The following is a 21,289-nucleotide window of genomic DNA, read 5'->3' as shown; positions in this document are numbered from 1 at the left end:
TTTAGTTCCATTTTTTAAATTGAGCGAATATCTGTTTTAGTTTTTGTTCAAGTTTTCCTTCATTATCTTGTTGCTTTTTCCATTCGTTATAACTTGCAATTGCAATGAACAGCAACCCTGCAAACAGAAGATATGCCCACCATGGTAAATTGCCCCAAAATGGCCGTGTTTGATAAATCAAGTTAAATAACAATGTCCCGACCCCAACTAAAAAGTAATCTTTAATTTGATAGCGCATGCCAATTAATAGTGCAATGATTGATAACACCCCAATGATCAGTGCATCCCAAATCGTCACAGATTGAAGCGCATCAACAACTAAATACAAGGTAAGGAAGATTAAAGCAATCGTTTCTAAATATTGAATGATCGAATGATAACCTGACCAAACCTTTTTCAATAAGACAATGATTAACGCAAACACAGGTAGTGCTCTAAGTTCAGCGTGGATTAGCTCAGGCAACAGATCGATATACTCACCAAGTAATAGGTTGTATGGTGCTAACAGACTAAGTGTTGCTACTGACAAAAATATTTTTACATTGATCGGTTTTTGAACACGTTTTGACTGCCAGAAAAACCAAACTGAAAATAATATTAGTGTGAATGTTTCTAACCAAATATTTTCAATCAAGCTTGAACTGTTAAAAAGGTAGATAACTGAAACGATTGAATACCAATCAAGTATTGGTCTTGCTTGTTGATCTCTTATAAATAGATATTTATACAGAGAAATACCGATCAGATTGAAGCTTACAAAAATGAGAGTATAAGTGAGCCATACAATCGTTTGATCAGTTATGGCCAGTTGATTTTGCCAAATAATCAGTGAAAAAATCAATGGTATTACAGTAAATATTGACCACTTTCGGATCTGAAGATAACAGAGTGTCAGACAAACTAGACCTAATAAAATCGCTAATTGTGAAACTGTTTGTGCCTTTGACGAACTAATTCCGATTAATAAAATCAAATGCATCAATGGGATCATGTACCATTCTAGTCGCCTTTTCCATTGCACTGGCACTACAAACCAAATCAGGACGAGCCCGATAATCGCTATAATCCAATCATAAAATATAGGGAATGTCTGCAACAAGTTATAATAACTAATGATAGATACGATTGATCCAACAACCATTGATAAACTGGCATAGAATGAGAGTTTAAGATAGTGTTCTTTCGTTTGTCGTTTTGTTGTAAACAAATAAATTGCTAATGGTATTAACCAGATGACTGGATGAAATAAGCTCTCGCTTGAAAGCTGAAAAGCAACCGTGACAATGTATCGAGTGAAGATGGTGAACACAAGTAATGCAAGCACACCTTGCCCGATAAAAAAGTAATAAGGTTTTAAGTCAGGCTCATATTTGCCGAGAAAATGTTCGATGACTAAAAACAGAACTGGTAGGCCAAGCATAAACCAAACAAATCCAGAGAATGTTTCAATCGAAAATGTGCTTACTAAAGATAGATAGAAACCTAGAGTTGTTAATGAAACGACCAACCATAATTGACTCCGTTTCGTGTAGCGAACTAGCCAATATGTCACTCCGATGCCAACTAGTAAGATTAATGGTCGCACAAAGACTCGATCTCCAGAATAAAAAACAAATAAATGATAGAGTACAAATAGATAGCTCACTTGACCGGTATAAAATGCTGTCTTAGCAAGGTGCGGTTGATTGATTTTTTTCCATAGTAAGCTTATTCCAAGTAAAACTAATCCAGCCATTGCCAAGTGAAAGCTCAAACTAAGTTGTTCTTGATAAAACTGACTACTTTCACTAATTTTATTGTAAAGTAGGTAGATTGCTAATAAACAGCTAATTGGATGAATCCACTCGGCATAACGTTTCTCTAGTTGATTTGATCGTGTGAGGCTGAGATAGATTGCTAAAATACTCACCGTGATCAGCATAAATGCAACTCTTAATAAATTGGATTGCAGTAACTCAATTAGCATCGTTAAAATGATGACTACAAGAGAAGTGTAATAGCTACTCTTGACGATATTTGATAAAAATGTGAAACGATTTTTTAAACCAATGAAAATGAAGAGTCCGATCGCATAAATAAATAGATAAATGTGAAACCCTTCAGAAAACAGACGATTAAGTAATGTAAACCAAAATTGAATCCCGACCATCACAATAAAAAATGGTGCAAGTAAACGAAAAACAAATTTGTTGGTTAGGTTAGCTAAGTAAATATATGTGGCAGCAATTAAAATAATTGATAAAAGTACGAGCCATGATCGCGAATCTGCAAAATCGATTGCCATTTGGTTCGTTAGATAAATAAATGATAGGCCTGCCATAATCCCACTAGCATAATAGAATACTTTACTTAAGCGGGTTTCTTTATTTGTTAAGTTTGCAAAAGCGAGATAGGCGATCCCGACAATTGGGTAGATAAGTAAATCAATTTCCTGTAAAAATGTATGTTCTGTCAGTTGATAAACACTGTAGGCAAATAGTGCAATGAATACAAATTGATAGTCTTTTGCTCGATAGACAAAAACCATTGCCATAAAAATCAGAGCAGAGAGCAGGATATTAAAACTATAGAAAATGCCATGATCAAATAAAATTAACATGAATAGCGTTGAAATGATCAAATTTAGTTGGGTATAGGCAGGTAACTCAGTTAAAAAAACTTTCAACTTTGTTTGTGCAACCTTCTTAGATGTATGGTGAATATAAAGAAGGAGCAAATTATAAACCATGATCAGGAAAAAGAATCGATCGACAGGTGTATTTAATGCGATCAGTAAAAAACTTGTTGTTAGTGTTAGAAAAATATAAAAAATCCAAACAAATAACTTTGCCTTCGTCTGATAAGCATTACGCGCGTATAAAGGAAGCGGAACAAGGGTGCAAATTAACCCTAACCAATATCGACCTTCCCCTGTAAGCGACAAGTAATCACCTAGTAACTCAAAATAACCAATCCCAATTATTGCAATTGGAAGCAGTAAACTTCCTAGTGTAAGAAAAGCAAAAGTAGTTTTTTTAATCTTAAGTAGACGTGATGAAAGTTCACTTAAGCCTAAGAAAAATATCGCCACGCTTAATAAAATCACTACTTTAAGGACTGCTCCCATTTGATCCCATGTACTTGTTGCAACAACAAGCCCACTGATCAGTAGGAATAAGACTCCTAATACAAGCAACCAGGTAATATTGCGCTCTCGGACTTCTTCACCACTACGAGCTTTTTTTACTGGCTTAGGTTTTACACTCTGTATTGGACTGATAGGTTTTTGATTGGGCATAGGTTGGGCTTGCTTTGCTTTTCTCAAGACATCAACTTTAGTCGCTTGAGGTTTTTCTTGTGATTGGACAGGTTCTGAATGACTTGTTGTTGTGTTTTTTGCTCAACTGACTGTTTTGAAATTTGATGATGTTTTTTGTAAGCCATCATCACATGTTGATAAACTTGCTGACTAATTAAATCATTTTTGACAAGTTCATTCAATTCTTCCTCAATCATTTTTTGCCGTTGTTCAGAATTCATTATTCCATTCACGCTCCTTTACGATAAATTCTCTTTAAATTTTCTAGACTGTTACGATTCAAATTTAAAATTTAATTTCATCATACCAAATTATGCATCCTATAGCACGATAAAATTTAAATTTTCAGAATATATGAAAGCTAATAATTGTTGATTATGACCTGATTAAAATGTATGATAATGAGACATGAACAGACGACTATTAATCTAAAATTAGCTAAACATGATTGAAAGGACATTTATGATGAATTGGATTTATACTATTTTAAGAAATCGATCATTCCTGATCTTGTTATTTATAATTAATTTAGTGGGGACGATTTACGGCTATTTTTGGTATGAAGGACAGCTTTCTCGAACACCAGCGATCTTCTTGCCGTTCGTTCCAGACAGCCCTACGGCAAGTTTGTTTTTTACCATCTTTTTAGCTTTCTACATCTTTGGGCGACAGGTTCCATATATTGAGGCACTAGCAATGGTAACATTGTTTAAATACGGGATCTGGGCTGTCGTAATGAACTTACTTACATTGATGATGAACGGTTCATTATCACCACAAGCATATATGTTAATTGCCTCTCATGGAGCAATGGCTGTGCAAGGAATTCTCTATGCACCATTTTATCGCTTCAAACTGAGACATTTAGTTTTTGCCGGATTATGGACAATTCATAATGACATGATTGATTATGTTTTTGAGATGATGCCACATTATGGTGCACTAGACCAATATATGAATGAAATCGGCTATTTCACATTTTGGCTCAGCGTTGTCTCACTTGGTTTGGCTTATTTATTAGTAATTAAAGAAAAAGTAACATTTAAATACGAGCAAAGCACGACTTTAAACCTGTTTGAATAAGCTATAGCAAAAGGATGGGAGGCCATTCAAATGCTTGAACAACTGCTTATTCTACTGTTGAAAAGTAATCTCTCGTTAAATTCAACTTTTAATGGTATCGAGTTTCGCAACGTTGCATTGATCGTCTTTCTAATTATATTCACTTGCTTGAGCTACGTCTTAGTTAAACTAATGAGAAAAAATCAAGTAACAGCACAAAAAGAAAGTGACCAGATAAAAGATAATAAATCACAAGACAGGGGCTGATGTTTGTCAGACCTTGTCTTTTTTTGTACAATAATTTAAATGATCGTTATAATAGGTATGGGATTTATTTAATTGATCAAAATTTTCAAGAAAAAGTGAGGATAGCCAATGACACGTTCAATTGAAACAGATATTAAGCAACTTCAAAAAAGAGTTGATCAATACATATCACAATTTGAAGAGGGTTATTTTAGTCCACTCGCAATGATTGCCAGATTTACAGAAGAAGTAGGCGAGCTTGCTCGGGAGGTGAATCATTACTATGGTGAAAAGCCAAAAAAAGCAACTGAAGCGGAAAATTCAATTGATAATGAACTAGGAGATTTATTGTTTGTGATGATTACATTTGCAAACTCATTGAACATCGATTTAGCTGAGGCGTTTGAACATTCAATGACTAAAATTGAAACACGAGACAAAAACCGTTGGACAAAAAAAGAACTGGAGCGTGAATAATATGAACCAAATAAATATAGTAGTTGCAGGTGCAAGTGGCAAAATGGGTAGCGAAGCACTACGGATGATTGAAAAGGAAGAATATCTAAATTTAGTTGGCTGTGTTGATCTAAAACATACTGGTAAAAAAGTTAGTGAAATCGAAGGATTACCAAATTTAGATGCCCTTTTTTATCATGACATTAATCAATGCTTAGAGGCCGTCGATGCTGACGTGTTAATCGATCTCACAAGTCCAAAAGTCGGTTATCAACATACAAAAGCAGCTCTGTTGAACGGGGTGCGACCAGTTGTTGGTACGACAGGTTTTACTGCTGAACAACTTGAAGAGCTAACAAAACTAGCTAAAGAAAAACAGGTCGGCGGTATCATCGCACCCAACTTCGCAATGGGCGCTGTTCTAATGATGCAATTTTCAAGAATGGCAGCAAAATTTTTCCCTGATGTTGAAATTATTGAAAAACATCATGATCAAAAGGTGGACGCGCCATCAGGTACTGCAATAAAAACTGCTGAATTAATTCAAGAAACACGTCAAGCAAAACAACAGGGTCATCCAGATGAAGAAGAGTTAATCAAAGGTGCAAGAGGTGCTGACTTTGATGGAATGAAAATTCACAGTGTCCGTTTACCAGGCTTAGTTGCCCATCAAGAAGTTACCTTTGCAGGTCCAGGTGAAAACTTAACGATCAAGCACGATTCATTTCATCGCGAATCATTTATGTCAGGTATCCGTTTTGCAGTTGAACAAGTCGTTGATTTGTCAGAATTAATTTATGGTTTAGAACATTTAATGTTAGACTAAGAAGGATAAAATAAAATTATACGAGTAAAGGGAGATTAACCTGTATGAAAATTTCATTAATTGCACACGACGAAAAGAAAGAAGCAATGATTCAATTTGCAACATCATACCAACACATTTTAGAAAAACATGATCTATTTGCGACAGGAACAACGGGGAAGAAAATTGAAGAAGCGACAGGTTTAAACGTTTTTCGATTTGAATCAGGACCACTAGGTGGCGATCAACAAATTGGTGCGAAAATAGCTGAAAATAAAATGGATTTAGTGATCTTTTTTAGAGATCCTCTGACAGCTCAACCACATGAACCAGATATCAGTGCATTGATGCGACTATGTGACGTCTATCAAATTCCACTTGTGACAAATCTTGCTGGTGCAGAAGTGATGATTCGAGCTTTAAAAGCTGGCTTTTTCGATTGGCGAAATCTAGTCCGTGAAAATGAAGATTGATAATGACTACAGATATTTTCAAACCTGCTTTTGAAATAATTGAAACGATTAAAAAAGCAGGCTTTAAAGCTTATATTGTTGGTGGAGCTGTTCGTGATTATTTATTAGCTAAGGAAGTCAATGATATTGATCTTGCAAGTTCGGCAACACCTCAACAGATACAAGAGATTTTCAAACAAGTGATACCGGTTGGAATTGAGCATGGCACAGTCATCGTTCGTTATCAAAAAGAGTCCTATGAAGTAACGACTTTTAGAGCAGAAAAAGGCTATTCAGACTTTCGACGACCTGATCAGGTCAGTTTTGTTGATTCAATTACTGCTGATTTATCAAGACGTGATTTTACAATTAACGCAATTGCAATGACTGAGGATGGTCGATTTGTTGATCCATTTAACGGACAAGAAGATCTGGAGAATAAAATGATTCGTGCAGTCGGTGATCCAGTTCAACGTTTTACTGAAGATCCGCTAAGAATGCTACGTGCAATCCGATTTGTGAGTCAATTGCAATTTAAGCTCGATCCAGTGACATGGCATGAAATTAGAAATCATGCAGGATTAATTGAAAAGTTATCGATAGAAAGAGTTGCGATTGAGCTTGAAAAACTGTTTCAAGGGGATGCAGTTAAATCAGCCCTTAATTATTTCTATGAAGCAAATTTATTTGGTCACTTACCAATCTTTAAATCGAATCCGTCTTTAATTGATCACGTCAGCCAAATTCAACAACCGATTGTTGAATTGATTGATCTCTTTTCATACTTAACACTTATGAGTAATGAAAAAATAGCGATTCATCAATGGTGTAAAGCTTATAAATTATCGAATAAGGTTAAATATACCGGTGAATTACTCGTTCATCTCGTTAAACTTTTCCAGCAGGAAAACTTAACTCGATCACTTATATATCAATTACCTGAAGTGTATGATCAACGATTTATTTCAATGGTTAATCGAGTCTTAGGTCAAGTAATTGATCTTAAAAAGATTAATGAAATCAGAAGCCAACTACCAATCAAAAATCGCCGTGATATCAAAATTAACGGTCATGATTTACAGTTGTTATATCCAAATAAAGCAAGAGGCAATTGGATTAGAAGTTATTTAGAATTGATTGAACAAAAGATTATTGCTGGAAAACTAGAAAATGATTTTGAAAAAATAAAGGAGTGGATTTTATCGTGTCATCCACCCGAGAAAAATTAATTGCTTTACTATCGAGGCACTCAAATACATTTGTTTCTGGTCAATGGTTATCAGAACAACTAATCGTTTCGCGAACTGCAGTTTGGAAACAGATAAAGCAACTTGAAGAAGATGGTTATCGATTTGAATCAATACCGAACAAAGGTTATCGTTTAATTCATCAACCAGATAAAGTGAGTGAAAACACGATTTATTGGGGGTTGCCTACAGAATGGCTTGGTAAGCAAATTGAACATTATCAGATGATTGACTCGACTCAGACACTTGCTTTAAAGCGTGCTCAAGAGGGCTGTGAACAAGGATTAGTGATCATTAGTGATAAACAAACTGCAGGAAAAGGAAGGCGGATGCGCGAGTGGGATTCGAATAATGATGATGGGATTTGGTTAAGTTTTGTATTAAGACCGAATTTAATTCCTGCTCAAGCGCCTCAACTTACGCTATTAACGGCAACTGTTCTAGTAAAAGTGATTGAAGCTATCACGGAATTAAAGCCAAAGATAAAGTGGCCAAATGATCTATTAATTGATCAGAAAAAAGTTGCCGGCATTTTAACACAAGCACAAGGAGAACATGATCATATTCACTATGCCGTCATAGGGATTGGATTAAATGTTAACCAAATTAATTTTCAGTTGACTGAAATGCAAACCTATCAAGCAACATCTCTGAAAATTGAAACAAATCAAACCTTTTCAAAAACTGAATTGATTCAATTGTTCTTAAGTCATTTCGAATCATTGTATCAGATTTATTTAACAGAAGGATTTGCTCCAATTAAACAAAAATGGCTTGAATCAGCATACCGACTAGGTGAACAATTGTGCTTTAAAGTTAATGGTGTTGAAAAAACAGGAATATTTGTTGACTTGAGTGACGATGGCTGTTTAATAGTTGAGGATGATCAACAAAAAAGAGAAAAACTTTATTCAGCTGATATTAACTGGTTCTAATGGAGGTTTTAATCATGAAAACAAAGTTTGATTTTATAAAAATGAAGGAAAGTAACGATAAGATAACGATGGTGACCGCCTATGATTATCCTTCCGCAAAATTAAGTCAAGCTGCTAATATTGATATGATTTTAGTTGGTGATTCATTGGGAATGGTAGTCTTAGGTTATGATTCCACTGTAAATGTAACGCTTGATGACATGATTCATCATGGTAAAGCAGTTCGCAGGGGCGCTAAAGATACTTTTATTGTTGTTGATCTACCATTTATGTCTTATCACATTTCTCTAGAAGAGACGTTAACAAATGCGAAGCGTGTGTTTCAAGAAACTGGTGCACAAGCTTTGAAAGTCGAGGGTGGATCAAAAACAATCATCACTGTGATTGAGAAATTAACAGAAGCTGGCATACCAGTTGTTGCTCATATCGGCTTAACACCACAGTCGGTAAATGTGCTTGGTGGTTTTAAAGTTCAAGGCAAAGATCAAGCAAATGCAGAACGCTTGATCAAAGAGGCACGTGCAGTCGAGCAGGCAGGAGCAATTAGCTGTGTTTTAGAAGGAATCCCGAGCGAACTAGCCTCAGTTATCACTAAACAACTAACGATTCCAACGATAGGAATTGGCGCTGGTGTTGACTGTGATGGACAAGTGTTAGTCTATCATGATTTATTGTTATACGGGGTTGACCGATTACCAAGGTTTGTTAAAACATATGCCAATTTGAATCAAACTACAGTTGGTGCAGTGAAAAGCTATATTGACGAAGTTAAGCAAGAGATATTCCCGGCAGATGAACATACTTATGCACTTAATCCTGAAACAAAGCTAGGTGAATAAAATGGAAATTATTCGTTCAATTACAGAACTTAAACAAGTTATATCAACGATTAAAAATGATCAGCAAACAATTGGTTTTGTGCCAACGATGGGTTTTTTACACGAAGGCCATTTGGCGTTAGTTGAAGCTGCTAGAGCAGAAACAGATCAAGTTATCTTAAGTATTTTTGTTAATCCGCTTCAATTTGGAGAAAATGAGGATTTTGATCAATATCCACGTAATGAAGCAAATGATCTACAACTGGCACGCAAACATGGTGTTGACTATGTTTTTATTCCTGAAGTTAATGAAATGTATCCAGAGTCAATTGGGGTCTCGATGACAGTGACTCAACGAATTGGTGTTTTGTGTGACAGAAGCCGTCCAGGTCACTTTTCTGGTGTGCTAACAGTTTTAACAAAATTATTTCATCTTGTGCAGTCGGATTTCGCTTATTTTGGGAACAAGGATGCCCAACAAATTGCGATAGTTGACTTATTAATTACTGATCTAAATTTCCCAATTAAACTTCGAATGATTCCGACAGTGAGAGAAGATGATGGCTTAGCTAAAAGTAGTCGGAATGTTAATTTATCAGACTCAGAACGAAAAGAGGCTCCAGCTTTATACCAAGCCCTCGTTCATGGTAAACAAGTAATGATTGACGGTGAGCGCTCAGCTGATAAGATAGAAGAAGAGATTAGTCGCTTTTTAAACGAGCGTACTTCTGGTAAAGTGGACTATGTTGAGCTGTTAAGTTTTCCGAACTTAGAGCCGATTCGTGCAACAGATCATCAAGTCATTATCGCTCTTGCCGTTCAATTTAAAAAAGCCCGACTCATCGACAACATTATCTTTAATATTTGATAAACTGATTTAAACCTGAATTATCCATGGTTTATCACAAAGTAAGTGGTAATGCCTAACTAAATGCTTTTCGTTTATATGTACGCACTCACTTAAAAAGTGAACAAAATAATGCATAGTCATCTGAAGACACGAAGACTCCAGCGGGAATCGGATGAGCCGAAGATCCACTTTTGTAGCGATTTTTGCTACAAAAGTTAGCTGAGGCCATCCCCGCGGAACGCGAAGTGTCTTCAGATGACGACCTCTCGTATGAATAATTAGGAAAAGGGGTTATGTTTATGTTTCGGACGATGATGAAGTCTAAAATCCATAAAGCACGTGTAACTGAAGCAAATTTAAATTATGTCGGAAGCATAACGATTGACCAAGATCTACTAGATGCAACGGACATTTTACCACACGAAAAAGTCCAAATCGTTAACAATAATAATGGCGCCAGATTTGAAACATATGTTATTCCAGGTGAAAGAGGAAGTGGAGTGATCTGCTTAAACGGTGCTGCAGCCAGACTCGTTCAAGTTGATGACATCGTTATTATTATTTCTTATGGACTAATCTCAAATTCAGAATTAACAACATTTAAACCAAAAGTTGCGTTAGTCAATGAAAATAATGAAATCACTAAAATGCTTGAACAAGAACCACCATTGACTAAAGATTGTTAATGATATTTTATATTTTTTGATTTTAAGATGGAGCTGATTTGATGAATACATTTGCTGTTGTAGACTTAGAGACCACTGGTAATTCGGCTAATAAAGGTGATCGAATTATTGAAATTGCGATAGTAATCTATCGAGATGGAGAAGTCATCAAACAATATAGCCAACTCGTCAATCCAAATCAACACATTTCGAGATTCATCAGCTATTTAACCGGTATAACAAACGATATGGTTACTGGTCAACCGGTTTTTGCTGAGCTTGCACATGAGATTCATCAGCATTTTGAGGATGTCTATTTCGTTGCACATAATGTACCGTTTGATCTAGGTTTTTTAAATTATGAGCTGAAGCAAGCTGGCCTCTCGCCAATTACACAACCAATTATTGATACTGTTGAGCTAAGTCGAATTTTATTGCCTCAAGCACCTAGCTTTAAATTGGGGCATTTAGCAGATTGGTTGAATATTACTCATGATGATCCGCACCGCGCTTTATCAGATGCTCTTGTGACTACAAAATTACTTGATTATTTATTAGCTAAGTTAAAGACGCTACCGTTAGCAACAATTAAGCAATTATCAAGATTAGCGCCAGACTTGAAAAGTCAATTAAAAATGATTTTACTACAGCAAGTAGAAGAAACAAAGCAAAATACAAATTTAAATGACCAATTTAGTTATGCTTATCATCTCGCATATAAACCAATTGATAAAATTGAGACATCGATTAAGAAACAAAGCATCTCATTTGGTAACTATTTAGATCAACTATTTAATGATCAATCTAAGCTCCAAAATCTGATTCCTAATTATGAAGAACGACCTGGACAAAGGGAAATGGCAGAAGCAATCTATCATGCTTTTCAAAGTGAACAACATGCTTTAATTGAAGCAGGAACTGGAACAGGAAAAACATTAGCCTATCTTATTGCTGCCTGTTTTCAAGCTGTCCAACATAATGAAAAAGTTTTGATCAGTACATACTTAATTCAATTACAGGAGCAGTTACTTAACCAAGAGTGGAGCCAGTTGAAAAAAGCGCTACCTTTTGACTGTCATGTTGCCATATTAAAAGGGAAAAATCATTATTTAAATCTTGCTAAATTTAGTCAAGCATTACATGAAGAGAGCTATAACTATGATCAAGTTTTAACAAAAGCAATTATTCTCGTTTGGTTAACTGAAACAAATTCTGGTGATATTGATGAAATCCAACTTCCATCTAGCGGGAGTCAATTATTTAAGCGTGTTTCTGCTAGTCATGATTCGTCTACGGCACAAACTTACCATAGTGTTGAAAATATTTATTATCAGACAGCACAAAAAGCGGCTGAAACAGCTGATCTATTAATTGTTAATCATTCATTATTGGCTGATTCAATGCAACGAGAACATGGTTTGTTGAACTTGCATGAAAAATTAATTATCGATGAAGCCCATCATTTAGAAGATGTTGTAGCCAGTCAGTTTGGATTGCAACTCAACTCTGTCATGCTTCATAAAAAACTTAAAGCGATTGATCAATTTATTGAATTAACATCAATTTCTGATCGGATGCTAAGAAACAATTTGCAAAAATTCACTTCTGTAGCAATCGAAGAAAACGATTTGTTATTTAATTATCTATATCATTTTGTCAATAAAAACCGTCGAAGAAATATGAGCAAAAATGATCTTGGACGCGCACAAATTTTAATTGAAGAGCAGGATCATTCAGATTGGCTTGTAGTAGCTGAAATGGCAGAGCGATTAGAATTTGCGTTATACGATCTAATCCGTCAACTTGATCAGCTCAATTTTACAGACTTTAATCAAATGAAAAAAGTTATCTTTAGCGAGGAATTAGCTGAACTAAAACAGAGAATAAGCAACTTCTTTAGCTCAAGCTCATTTCAAACGAATGTCAAATGGGTTGAAACAGATCGATTAGGTACCCAAAAAGTGGTTTATTTATATCAGCAGCCACTATATATTGATCAAATCGTTAATGATCATTTAGTTGAGAAATTGGATAGTATTATTTTTACAAGTGCATCATTATCGGTGTCTGGCAACTTCAATTTTATTAAGAATGAATTAGGATTAACAAAACTCAATCTAATTGAGCGTAAAATTCCTTCACCATACGACTTTAAAGATCAAGTTCAGTTATTAATACCAAATGATTTTCCAATAGCAAAATTTGATGATCTTGATCCATTCATTGAGGCAACATGTGAACTGATCTTTACGATGGCTGATTTAACAAGTGGGCGCATGCTTATTTTATTTAATTCTTATGATATGCTAAGTAAGGCTTATTATTTGTTGCGAGAGCTATTTGATGATCAATATTTATTAATTGCTCAAGGGATTACAAGTGGTAGTCATGAGCGTCTAAAGAAGAATTTTCAAAACTTTGAACGCTCGATCTTATTAGGCACAAATGCTTTCTGGGAAGGTTTAGATATTCCAGGCGATGACATATCAGCGGTAGTGATTGTTCGTTTACCATTTGATTCACCAAACCATCCAGTTGTTAAACAAAAACATGATCGAATTACCGAAGCTGGGAATAATCCATTTTCAACACATTCACTACCTAGTGCTGTTATCCGATTTAAACAAGGCTTCGGGCGTTTAATTCGCTCTAAATCTGATCGTGGGATTATCGTTGTTTGTGATGAGCGGATCATGACAAAGACATATGGAAAAGCATTTATTGACTCCATTCCTAGCGTTCCAATTTTCCATCGACGGACAAATGAATTACTAGACTCAATCAATCACTTTCTTTAAAGATCCGATTTTTTTGTTGATTAAGAGAGAAATTTTCGGCGATCAACAAAAAAACTGGTATAATGAAATGTGAATTATTATGATGTACTGAAAAGATCCATTATTTTTCAAAAGAAAAGAGTTTGACAGCAAATGAAAACAAATTTGGTTCAATCGATCAAAATTAGTCGACTAAAACTTTTTCTTGGGCTTCTGACAGTTATAGTTATCGGATTAATTGGCTATTCAATTTACCTTTATCAACATATTAGTGAGACAAAAACAGAAAATTTTCAAGTAACAGAAGCACGGGTCAATGAGGAGTTAACATTAAATTCAATTCACAATATATCTAGCTACCATGGAAACGTACATTACCATGTTGTAGAAGGAGAAACAAATAATCAAGAAGCATTACTTATATTTGTTGATCAAGCAGATGAAACAGCGGATTTAATTGTTTATTCTCAAGCAGAATTGATTTCCGATGATGTGATTTTAGCTGATTGGGAGTCAAAGACAAGTTATCAAGATATTTATCAAATTCAGTATGGTATTAGAAATGAAATCCCCTTATTAGAAATTGTTTATCTTGATCATAGTGATCGTCTTAGTTATGATTATTATCGTTTAGACACAGGCGCCTATGATAGTGGCATTTCATTTGCAAATAAATCTAAATAAAAAGTAGGTGATGACATGAAATTATCAAAACGAGTACAAACTTTAACACCATCTTCAACATTGGCTATCACCGGTAAAGCAAAAGCATTAAAAGATGCTGGCCATGACGTCATCGGATTAGGAGCAGGTGAACCTGATTTCAACACTCCAGATTTTATTATTGACGCAGCTGAAAAGGCGATGAAAACCGGTCTAACAAGATACACTCCGTCTGGAGGTATCCTTGAGCTACGAACAGCGATCACTCATAAAATGGAACGTGACCATCAGTTAACGTATCAACCTGAACAAATTATCGTGACAACTGGTGCGAAACATGCTCTCTACACATTGTTTCAAGTCTTATTAAATGAAGGCGATCAAGTCATCGTTCCCGGTCCATACTGGGTTAGTTACACTGAACAAATTAAATTGGCAGATGGAGAGCCAGTTATTGTTGATGGTGACGAAACAAATAATTACAAAATAACTCCTGAACAATTAGAATCAGCAATTACAAACAAAACAAAAGCAGTTATTATTAATTCACCAAACAACCCAACTGGAATGATGTACACAGAAGCTGAATTAAAAGCAATTGGCGACGTTTGTTTAAAACACGATCTAATCATTGTCTCAGATGAAATTTATGAAAAACTAACGTACTCTGACCAAGAGCATGTCTCGATCGCACAGTTATCTGATCAGTTAAAGAAACAAACAGTCGTCATTAATGGTGTTTCAAAATCTCATGCGATGACTGGTTGGCGAATTGGTTATGCTTGTGGTGATCCGAACTTGATTAAGGCGATGACAAACTTTGCTTCGCATGCAACCTCAAATCCAACAACGATCTCACAATATGCTGCCTTGGCTGCATACCAAGCAAATGATGATGAAATTGAGTTGATGAAGAAATCTTTTAAAGAAAGACTGGAGGTTGCGCATCAATTATTAAATCAATTGCCTGGTTTTAACTGTATTAAACCACAAGGTGCATTTTATTTATTTCCGAATGTAACAGAAGCATTAAGACAAACTGGCTATGACAATGTTGATGAATTCTCGGCAGCTATTCTTGACCAAGAAAAAGTAGCGATCATACCAGGAACAGGGTTTGGTGCTCCAAATAATGTCCGCTTGTCGTATGCAACTGATCTAGACCAATTAACAGAAGCAATTAAGCGTATTGAACGCTTTTTAATTAATAATCAAAAATAATGTCAATTTAAATTTTTGAATAATGTTTTGGAGGACGAATTTGTGAAAACAACAATTAATCAAGTAAAAGACTATTTAAATCAAGAAGTAACGATTGGCGGTTGGCTTGCTAATAAAAGATCAAGTGGTAAGATTGCTTTTTTACAGCTCCGTGATGGAACGGGCTTTATCCAAGGTGTCGTTGTAAAAGCAGAGGTTGACGAGGAAGTTTTTGAAACAGCTAAAGGTTTAACTCAAGAATCATCTGTTTATGTCACAGGTACGATCGTTGAAGATACCCGTTCACCATTTGGCTTTGAAATGCAAGTTAAGAACATAGAGCTGATTCATGAAGCAATTGATTATCCAATTACGCCTAAAGAGCACGGAACAGAGTTTTTAATGGATCACCGTCATTTATGGTTAAGATCAAAGAAACAACATGCTGTGATGAAAATTAGAAACGAAATTATTCGAGCAACCTATCAATTTTTTAACGATAATGGTTTTATCAAAATTGATCCACCAATTTTAACAGCTACGTCAGCTGAAGGAACAACTGATTTATTCCATACCGAATATTTTGACCAAGAAGCGTATTTATCTCAAAGTGGTCAGCTGTATTTGGAAGCAGCTGCAATGGCTTTTGGAAAGGTATTTTCATTTGGTCCAACATTCCGAGCTGAGAAATCAAAAACACGTCGTCATTTAATTGAGTTTTGGATGATGGAACCAGAGATGGCTTTTGTTGATCATGATGAAAGTTTAGAAGTGCAAGAAAATTATATGAGCTATTTAGCAGAATCGGTCTTGAAAAATTGTGCTCTAGAATTAAATACGTTAGAACGTGATCTTGATAAGCTAAAAAATATTAAGGCACCATTCCCACGAATTACGTATGATCAAGCAATTGAAATTTTGAAAGAAAAAGGTTTTGATGATATTGAGTGGGGTGATGACTTTGGTGCACCTCATGAAACAGCAATTGCTGAGGATTTTGATAAACCTGTATTCATTACCCATTATCCAGCGGAGCTAAAGGCGTTTTACATGAAACCAGATCCAGAGCGACCTGAAGTTGTTTTATGCGCCGATTTAATCGCACCTGAGGGTTACGGTGAAATTATTGGTGGTTCTCAGCGAATTGATGATTTTGAATTGATGGAAGAACGTTATCAGTCACATAACTTAACAGGAGATTCATACCAGTGGTATTTAGAACTTAGAAAATATGGTAGTGTACCACATTCTGGTTTTGGTGTAGGGCTAGAAAGAACAGTTGCTTGGCTTTCAGGCGTGAAACACGTTCGTGAAACAATTCCATTCCCGCGCTTATTGAATCGTCTTTACCCTTAATATATAACACAAGTAAATAGTATTAGTGAGCGATTGAGACTCACTAATACTATTTTTATCTTCGAAGATTCGACAAGTTATAATCTCAACTTTCGCAGTTATATTTTTATGTTGCTCTTAGATTGATTAAGGGCGGTATTGCTTTTCGGTATAGTACTTGACTTAATTACTTACTAGGAGGACAAAACACGAATAATTTTGTTAGTGCTAGGCCCGTGATTTCCACTCTGGGTGGACGCTTTCCTCGGGCCCGAAGCCATCCCCGCGAAAAGCGAACCTGTTGCTTTTCGGAACGAATTAACGCTCAAACTAAGGATCCGTGATTAAATTTCCCGCGTGTACAAATAAAGTCAATATGGATAGTGAACAGCCCATCTTTCTTACCATACCAACGTTCACTTGCACATTTTGATCTGCGAAAGTTGAGTTATAATTAAACTTAACGACAATAATCATCGTTGATAGGTAATTATGTTAAAATGGGGGAGAGGTGACGAAAATGACAGAATTATATCAAACATTTTTTTCAGATCAGATCACTGTTCCGAAAAAATTATTTGTGAATTATAAGTTGCTATCGATTGATGAGCAGGAGTTAATTGTAATTTTACATATCCATCGATTCAATCAAGAAGGGGTTCTGTTCCCCACACTATTTAAATTAGCTGAATTAATGACGATTGATGAACAGCAGTGCAGTCAATTGTTGAGGCAATTAATTCAAAAGGATTTATTAACGATTATCGAATATCAGACTGAAAATGGGATTGTTAATGAGCGCTACTCACTCGAACCTTTGTGGGAAAAACTTTACCAAAAACAACCTGAGAAGAAAACAAGCACAGATGCTAGTGATCAATTGATGAATATATTTGTTTTATTCGAACAAGAATTTGGTCGGGCATTATCACCATTTGAGATTGAAACGATTAATATTTGGCTCGATCAAGAAGCAATTGAGCCAGTATTAATTAAAGCCGCCTTAAGAGAATCTGTCTTGATGAATAAATTAAACTTCAGATATATTGATCGGATTTTAAGTGAATGGCAGCGAAAAGGGATTAAAACAGTTGAACAGGCTCGTGAGCAGTCAAAGAATTTTCATCAACAGAAAAGCCCAGAAACAAACTCTCGACCTAAAGTTGATCCAGCGATCTACTATAATTGGTTAGAGGATGAAGATTAACTATTTTAATGAAGGAGAGGCAAGATGCTAAATTTAAAGCAAATTCGTTATTGTTTAGATGTGATGGCTGAAATGTTCCCAGATGCTGATTGTGAACTTGTCCATGATAACCCATTTGAGTTATTAATTGCGGTTGTTTTATCTGCACAAGCAACAGATGAACACGTCAATAAAGTAACGAAAGAATTGTTTAAAAAGTACAAAACACCAACGGATTATATTTCAGTTCCTTTAGAAGAGCTACAAAATGACATTAAGTCAATTGGACTATTTAGAAATAAAGCGAAAAATATTCAGAAATTATCGCATCGATTACTTGATGAATTTGATGGTGAAGTGCCACAAACGATCAAAGAATTAGAGTCACTTGCTGGTGTTGGGCGCAAAACAGCGAACGTCGTAGCTTCAGTTGCATTTGGTGTGCCTGCTATCGCTGTAGACACGCATGTAGAAAGAGTCGCAAAACGATTGGGTATTTGCAGATGGAAGGATACTCCATTAGAAGTTGAAAATACGTTAATGCGTAAAGTACCAAAAGATGAGTGGAGTGTGACACACCATCGCTTAATCTTTTTTGGCCGTTATCACTGTAAAGCAAGAACACCAGACTGTGATAACTGTGAATTATTAAGCCTTTGTAGAGAAGGCAAGAAAATTATGCGAAAAAGAGATCAAATTATAAAATAATCATTTCAAATTACGAGCTAAATGATTAATCAAAATATATTAAAATGCCCCCTGATAAATGAACAGGGGGTATTTTAATATTCTATTTAATAACAATCTTATCCAGTCTCATCACCTGAATTTTCAGGATCATCTTGTTCTTCTGGATTTACGGGATCTTCAGGCTCAGGATCTAGATCTTCAGGCTCTGGTTCAGGTTCCGGGTCTTCTGGCTCAGGCTCTGGATCTTCTGGCTCAGGTTCAGGTTCAGGTTCAGGCTCTGGATCTTCTGGCTCAGGTTCTTCAATCACTTCGTCTGGGATTCTAAGTTCAATTCGCTTACTTTCACTTATTAGATCAGCATTATCACTACTTACTACAGTAACCTCGATTACATAAGTAGCACCTCTTTCAACACTGCTAATCGTAAATGAAGGTTCAGATGTTTGTGATTCACTACTAGATCCACCTTCAATGCTATAATTTATCTTGAAATTAACATCTTGATCCCCATTGTGTGACCAATTAATCTTAATTTGATTTGCTTCTTCATCATATTCAGCGGTTAAATTCGAAACTGGATCAATTCGATCAAACTGCTCCGAACGCTCAGTTGGTTCATAACCACGTTTAAACAATTCCGTTACAATTTGTGAAGCTGGTGTATACTCACTTGGTAATCGTAACGGATTTGTCCCACGCTCGACTTGAACACGAACAACAGAATCTGGCATTTCAAAGTCGGCAGTTTCAACATTTGTAGAAATCTCACTCATAATATGTCTAAATAAATCTCTTGATATCGACGTATAACCAGACGGAATCGATCTTGTAGAATCGGTATATCCCGTCCAAATTGAAACAGTAAAATTGGTTGTATAACCAGCAAACCATGAATCAACATTAGAATCTGTCGTTCCAGTTTTACCGACCATTGGTAATCCAGAAATATTTGCTCCAGTACCAGTACCATTTTGGACAACTGAGCGCAACATATCTGTAACCATATATGCTGTCGCATCTGACATTACAGCGACTGGATCAGGTTTTAATGATTCTTCTCTACCATCGCCAAAAATAACTTTAGTGACAGAATAAGGTTCGTTGTATATCCCAGCATTTCCAAATGCAGAATAAGCACCGGCAATATCTAATGCAGATACACTTAATTTAGACCCGCCAATACCGTCACGAATATTTAGTCCATCGGCTGGAATAGGTAGACCTAATTGTTCAGCAAACTCAGTTGCTCGCCCAATCCCAACTTCATTTAATGTATGAAGAGTAGGGACATTAAGTGAGCGTTGTAGTGCATAACGAGCAGATACATTACCTCCATACTCATCATTCCAGTTCGTAACAGGCTTACTACCAGCGACTTCATACGGACCATCGTTAGTCACTTGTTGGTATGTCGACCAGTTTAAATATTCAATTGCAGGTCCAAAACTTAAAATTGGTTTAATAACGGAACCAGGTTGACGTTTAGCTTGGATCGCCATATTAAAGCCACCAACCTCACGATTTCTCCCTCCGCCAATCGCTTGGATTGCACCTGTACTTGTTTCAATGACAGCAATACCAGATTGTAATTCTTCATCAGGATAATTGATTGGGCTATTATCTGATAATAGATACTCGACATGTTCTTGTGCTTCTGGGATTAATGTTGTATGAATAATTAGCCCATCGTTATAAATATCTGCATCCAGTTTTTCTTCCACTTCAATTCTAACTTGATCAAGAAATGCTTGATAAGGAGTAGCTGTTCTTTCAGGTAGATTCAGCATATCCTCAACTTTAACTTTGGCCGCTTCATCCGCTTCTGCTTGAGTAATTTTTTCATGTCTAACCATCAACTGTAGTACTGTATTCATTCTTTCTTGAGCTAAGTCTGGGTTTACCGTTGGATCATAAGCAGATGGACGCTGTGGTAAACCAGCAAGTAATGCTGCTTGTGGCAATGTTAATTCGTCTAAATCAGTAATACTGAAATAAGCTTCTGCTGCTGTTGCAACACCGTATGCTTGATTACCATAAAAGATTTTATTTAAATACATTTCAAGAATGTCTTCTTTTTCATAAGCTCGATCTAACTGGAGCGCTAACCATTGCTCTTGAACTTTACGCTTCATCTTTTTCTCAGGTGTTAATAGCGAACTTTTAACAACTTGTTGAGTAATTGTACTACCACCTTCAGCGCCGAAACCACTTGTTATATTAGAAAATATAGCAGCAACACTTCGTTTAACGTCAACACCGGAATGACTAAAAAACCTGACGTCCTCTGTGGCTAATACTGCATCAACTAAAATATCGGGTAAGTCTTCATAACTAATTTTAGTTCGTCGTTCTTGTCCGAGATCAGCAAAGAGCTCACCATGTCCATCGTAAACCTTTGTAGAAGCCGGGTCACCTAGTTTTGAGTGATCTAATTTAGGTGCTGTGAAAATATAGTAACTAAATACAATCATTACAGCTAAAATGGCTACTCCAATTAACGCAGCTGTAACTTGGGCAATTCTTTTCCATACTGATGCTTTATTTTTAGTTTTAGTTTGTTCTGCTTTACGTCTTGCGACACGCGACTGACTATTATCTGTCATG

Annotated in this window: 19 protein-coding genes; 16 read left to right on the top strand and 3 right to left on the bottom strand. The window is 35.9% G+C overall.

Annotation, left to right across the window (positions count from 1 at the left end; genetic code table 11):
- Position 1: 1 nt before the first annotated feature.
- On the bottom strand, positions 2 to 3,277 hold the full coding sequence (locus tag ABD814_RS08410; RefSeq protein WP_344912156.1) for a hypothetical protein: 3,276 nt from the start codon (positions 3,275 to 3,277) through the stop codon (positions 2 to 4).
- Positions 3,278 to 3,300: 23 nt separating this feature from the next.
- Positions 3,301 to 3,519 carry a hypothetical protein gene (locus tag ABD814_RS08405; RefSeq protein ID WP_344912154.1) on the bottom strand — a complete coding sequence of 73 codons (219 nt, stop codon included), beginning with the start codon at positions 3,517 to 3,519 and terminating at the stop codon, positions 3,301 to 3,303.
- Positions 3,520 to 3,763: 244 nt separating this feature from the next.
- Between ABD814_RS08405 and lhaT the strand changes: the two genes are divergently transcribed.
- From lhaT to nth, 16 genes are all read left to right on the top strand, one after another.
- Positions 3,764 to 4,381, top strand: a complete 618-nt coding sequence (gene lhaT / locus ABD814_RS08400) for a lipoprotein heptaprenylglyceryl N-acetyltransferase LhaT (RefSeq protein ID WP_344912152.1) — start codon at positions 3,764 to 3,766, stop codon at positions 4,379 to 4,381.
- 30 nt (positions 4,382 to 4,411) lie between these two features.
- Positions 4,412 to 4,627: a hypothetical protein gene (locus ABD814_RS08395; protein WP_344912150.1), complete on the top strand. Its 216-nt coding sequence runs from the start codon at positions 4,412 to 4,414 to the stop codon at positions 4,625 to 4,627.
- Positions 4,628 to 4,735: 108 nt separating this feature from the next.
- Positions 4,736 to 5,083, top strand: coding sequence for a nucleotide pyrophosphohydrolase (locus ABD814_RS08390; RefSeq protein ID WP_344912148.1), 348 nt, complete (start codon positions 4,736 to 4,738; stop codon positions 5,081 to 5,083).
- A gap of 1 nt (position 5,084) precedes the next feature.
- Complete coding sequence (gene dapB, locus ABD814_RS08385) at positions 5,085 to 5,888, top strand: 4-hydroxy-tetrahydrodipicolinate reductase (protein ID WP_344912146.1); 804 nt, start codon at positions 5,085 to 5,087, stop codon at positions 5,886 to 5,888.
- 44 nt (positions 5,889 to 5,932) lie between these two features.
- Positions 5,933 to 6,340 (top strand): methylglyoxal synthase, encoded by a 408-nt coding sequence (gene mgsA, locus ABD814_RS08380; protein ID WP_344912144.1) that lies wholly within the window; start codon positions 5,933 to 5,935, stop codon positions 6,338 to 6,340.
- A 2-nt stretch (positions 6,341 to 6,342) separates the two neighbouring features.
- Positions 6,343 to 7,548, top strand: a complete 1,206-nt coding sequence (locus tag ABD814_RS08375; RefSeq protein ID WP_344912142.1) for a CCA tRNA nucleotidyltransferase — start codon at positions 6,343 to 6,345, stop codon at positions 7,546 to 7,548.
- Positions 7,524 to 8,501 (top strand): biotin--[acetyl-CoA-carboxylase] ligase, encoded by a 978-nt coding sequence (locus ABD814_RS08370; protein WP_344912140.1) that lies wholly within the window; start codon positions 7,524 to 7,526, stop codon positions 8,499 to 8,501. Before ABD814_RS08375 ends, ABD814_RS08370 begins: the two co-directional genes overlap by 25 nt.
- 14 nt (positions 8,502 to 8,515) lie before the next feature.
- Complete coding sequence (gene panB / locus ABD814_RS08365; RefSeq protein ID WP_344912138.1) at positions 8,516 to 9,340, top strand: 3-methyl-2-oxobutanoate hydroxymethyltransferase; 825 nt, start codon at positions 8,516 to 8,518, stop codon at positions 9,338 to 9,340.
- A 1-nt stretch (position 9,341) separates the two neighbouring features.
- A complete protein-coding gene (gene panC, locus ABD814_RS08360) occupies positions 9,342 to 10,187 on the top strand; it encodes a pantoate--beta-alanine ligase (protein WP_344912136.1) in 846 nt (281 codons plus the stop codon).
- 281 nt (positions 10,188 to 10,468) lie between these two features.
- Entirely contained in the window at positions 10,469 to 10,855 is a 387-nt protein-coding gene (gene panD, locus ABD814_RS08355) for an aspartate 1-decarboxylase (RefSeq protein ID WP_344912134.1), read from the top strand.
- A gap of 41 nt (positions 10,856 to 10,896) precedes the next feature.
- Positions 10,897 to 13,632 carry an ATP-dependent DNA helicase DinG gene (gene dinG / locus ABD814_RS08350; protein WP_344912132.1) on the top strand — a complete coding sequence of 912 codons (2,736 nt, stop codon included), beginning with the start codon at positions 10,897 to 10,899 and terminating at the stop codon, positions 13,630 to 13,632.
- A gap of 132 nt (positions 13,633 to 13,764) precedes the next feature.
- A complete protein-coding gene (locus tag ABD814_RS08345; RefSeq protein ID WP_344912130.1) occupies positions 13,765 to 14,295 on the top strand; it encodes a cell wall elongation regulator TseB-like domain-containing protein in 531 nt (176 codons plus the stop codon).
- A gap of 15 nt (positions 14,296 to 14,310) precedes the next feature.
- Positions 14,311 to 15,495 carry a pyridoxal phosphate-dependent aminotransferase gene (locus ABD814_RS08340; RefSeq protein WP_344912128.1) on the top strand — a complete coding sequence of 395 codons (1,185 nt, stop codon included), beginning with the start codon at positions 14,311 to 14,313 and terminating at the stop codon, positions 15,493 to 15,495.
- 42 nt (positions 15,496 to 15,537) lie between these two features.
- Positions 15,538 to 16,830 (top strand): asparagine--tRNA ligase, encoded by a 1,293-nt coding sequence (gene asnS, locus ABD814_RS08335; RefSeq protein WP_344912126.1) that lies wholly within the window; start codon positions 15,538 to 15,540, stop codon positions 16,828 to 16,830.
- 499 nt (positions 16,831 to 17,329) lie between these two features.
- Positions 17,330 to 18,016, top strand: a complete 687-nt coding sequence (locus ABD814_RS08330) for a DnaD domain-containing protein (protein ID WP_344912124.1) — start codon at positions 17,330 to 17,332, stop codon at positions 18,014 to 18,016.
- A 24-nt stretch (positions 18,017 to 18,040) separates the two neighbouring features.
- Complete coding sequence (gene nth, locus ABD814_RS08325) at positions 18,041 to 18,703, top strand: endonuclease III (RefSeq protein WP_344912122.1); 663 nt, start codon at positions 18,041 to 18,043, stop codon at positions 18,701 to 18,703.
- A 98-nt stretch (positions 18,704 to 18,801) separates the two neighbouring features.
- Here nth and ABD814_RS08320 read toward each other — a convergent pair whose 3' ends face one another.
- Entirely contained in the window at positions 18,802 to 21,288 is a 2,487-nt protein-coding gene (locus ABD814_RS08320) for a transglycosylase domain-containing protein (protein WP_344912120.1), read from the bottom strand.
- Position 21,289: the final 1 nt, after the last annotated feature.

Origin of the sequence: Amphibacillus indicireducens, from assembly GCF_039539605.1 — a bacterium.
Classification (GTDB): domain Bacteria; phylum Bacillota; class Bacilli; order Bacillales; family Amphibacillaceae; genus Amphibacillus; species Amphibacillus indicireducens.
The sequence above is the reverse complement of the archived record's forward strand: the minus strand, read 5'-3'. Positions and strand labels throughout refer to the sequence as shown.

Excerpts from the sequence above, each read along its gene's own strand:
- ABD814_RS08375 (WP_344912142.1), top strand. The coding sequence starts at position 6,343 with ATGACTACAGATATTTTCAAACCTGCTTTTGAAATAATTGAAACGATT.
- ABD814_RS08390 (WP_344912148.1), top strand. The coding sequence starts at position 4,736 with ATGACACGTTCAATTGAAACAGATATTAAGCAACTTCAAAAAAGAGTT.
- ABD814_RS08395 (WP_344912150.1), top strand. The coding sequence starts at position 4,412 with ATGCTTGAACAACTGCTTATTCTACTGTTGAAAAGTAATCTCTCGTTA.
- ABD814_RS08330 (WP_344912124.1), top strand. The coding sequence starts at position 17,330 with ATGACAGAATTATATCAAACATTTTTTTCAGATCAGATCACTGTTCCG.
- ABD814_RS08340 (WP_344912128.1), top strand. The coding sequence starts at position 14,311 with ATGAAATTATCAAAACGAGTACAAACTTTAACACCATCTTCAACATTG.
- panD (WP_344912134.1), top strand. The coding sequence starts at position 10,469 with ATGTTTCGGACGATGATGAAGTCTAAAATCCATAAAGCACGTGTAACT.
- panC (WP_344912136.1), top strand. The coding sequence starts at position 9,342 with ATGGAAATTATTCGTTCAATTACAGAACTTAAACAAGTTATATCAACG.
- ABD814_RS08410 (WP_344912156.1), bottom strand. The coding sequence starts at position 3,277 with ATGCCCAATCAAAAACCTATCAGTCCAATACAGAGTGTAAAACCTAAG.
- nth (WP_344912122.1), top strand. The coding sequence starts at position 18,041 with ATGCTAAATTTAAAGCAAATTCGTTATTGTTTAGATGTGATGGCTGAA.
- ABD814_RS08320 (WP_344912120.1), bottom strand. The coding sequence starts at position 21,288 with ATGACAGATAATAGTCAGTCGCGTGTCGCAAGACGTAAAGCAGAACAA.
- ABD814_RS08405 (WP_344912154.1), bottom strand. The coding sequence starts at position 3,519 with ATGAATTCTGAACAACGGCAAAAAATGATTGAGGAAGAATTGAATGAA.
- panB (WP_344912138.1), top strand. The coding sequence starts at position 8,516 with ATGAAAACAAAGTTTGATTTTATAAAAATGAAGGAAAGTAACGATAAG.
- dinG (WP_344912132.1), top strand. The coding sequence starts at position 10,897 with ATGAATACATTTGCTGTTGTAGACTTAGAGACCACTGGTAATTCGGCT.
- dapB (WP_344912146.1), top strand. The coding sequence starts at position 5,085 with ATGAACCAAATAAATATAGTAGTTGCAGGTGCAAGTGGCAAAATGGGT.
- lhaT (WP_344912152.1), top strand. The coding sequence starts at position 3,764 with ATGAATTGGATTTATACTATTTTAAGAAATCGATCATTCCTGATCTTG.
- mgsA (WP_344912144.1), top strand. The coding sequence starts at position 5,933 with ATGAAAATTTCATTAATTGCACACGACGAAAAGAAAGAAGCAATGATT.
- ABD814_RS08345 (WP_344912130.1), top strand. The coding sequence starts at position 13,765 with ATGAAAACAAATTTGGTTCAATCGATCAAAATTAGTCGACTAAAACTT.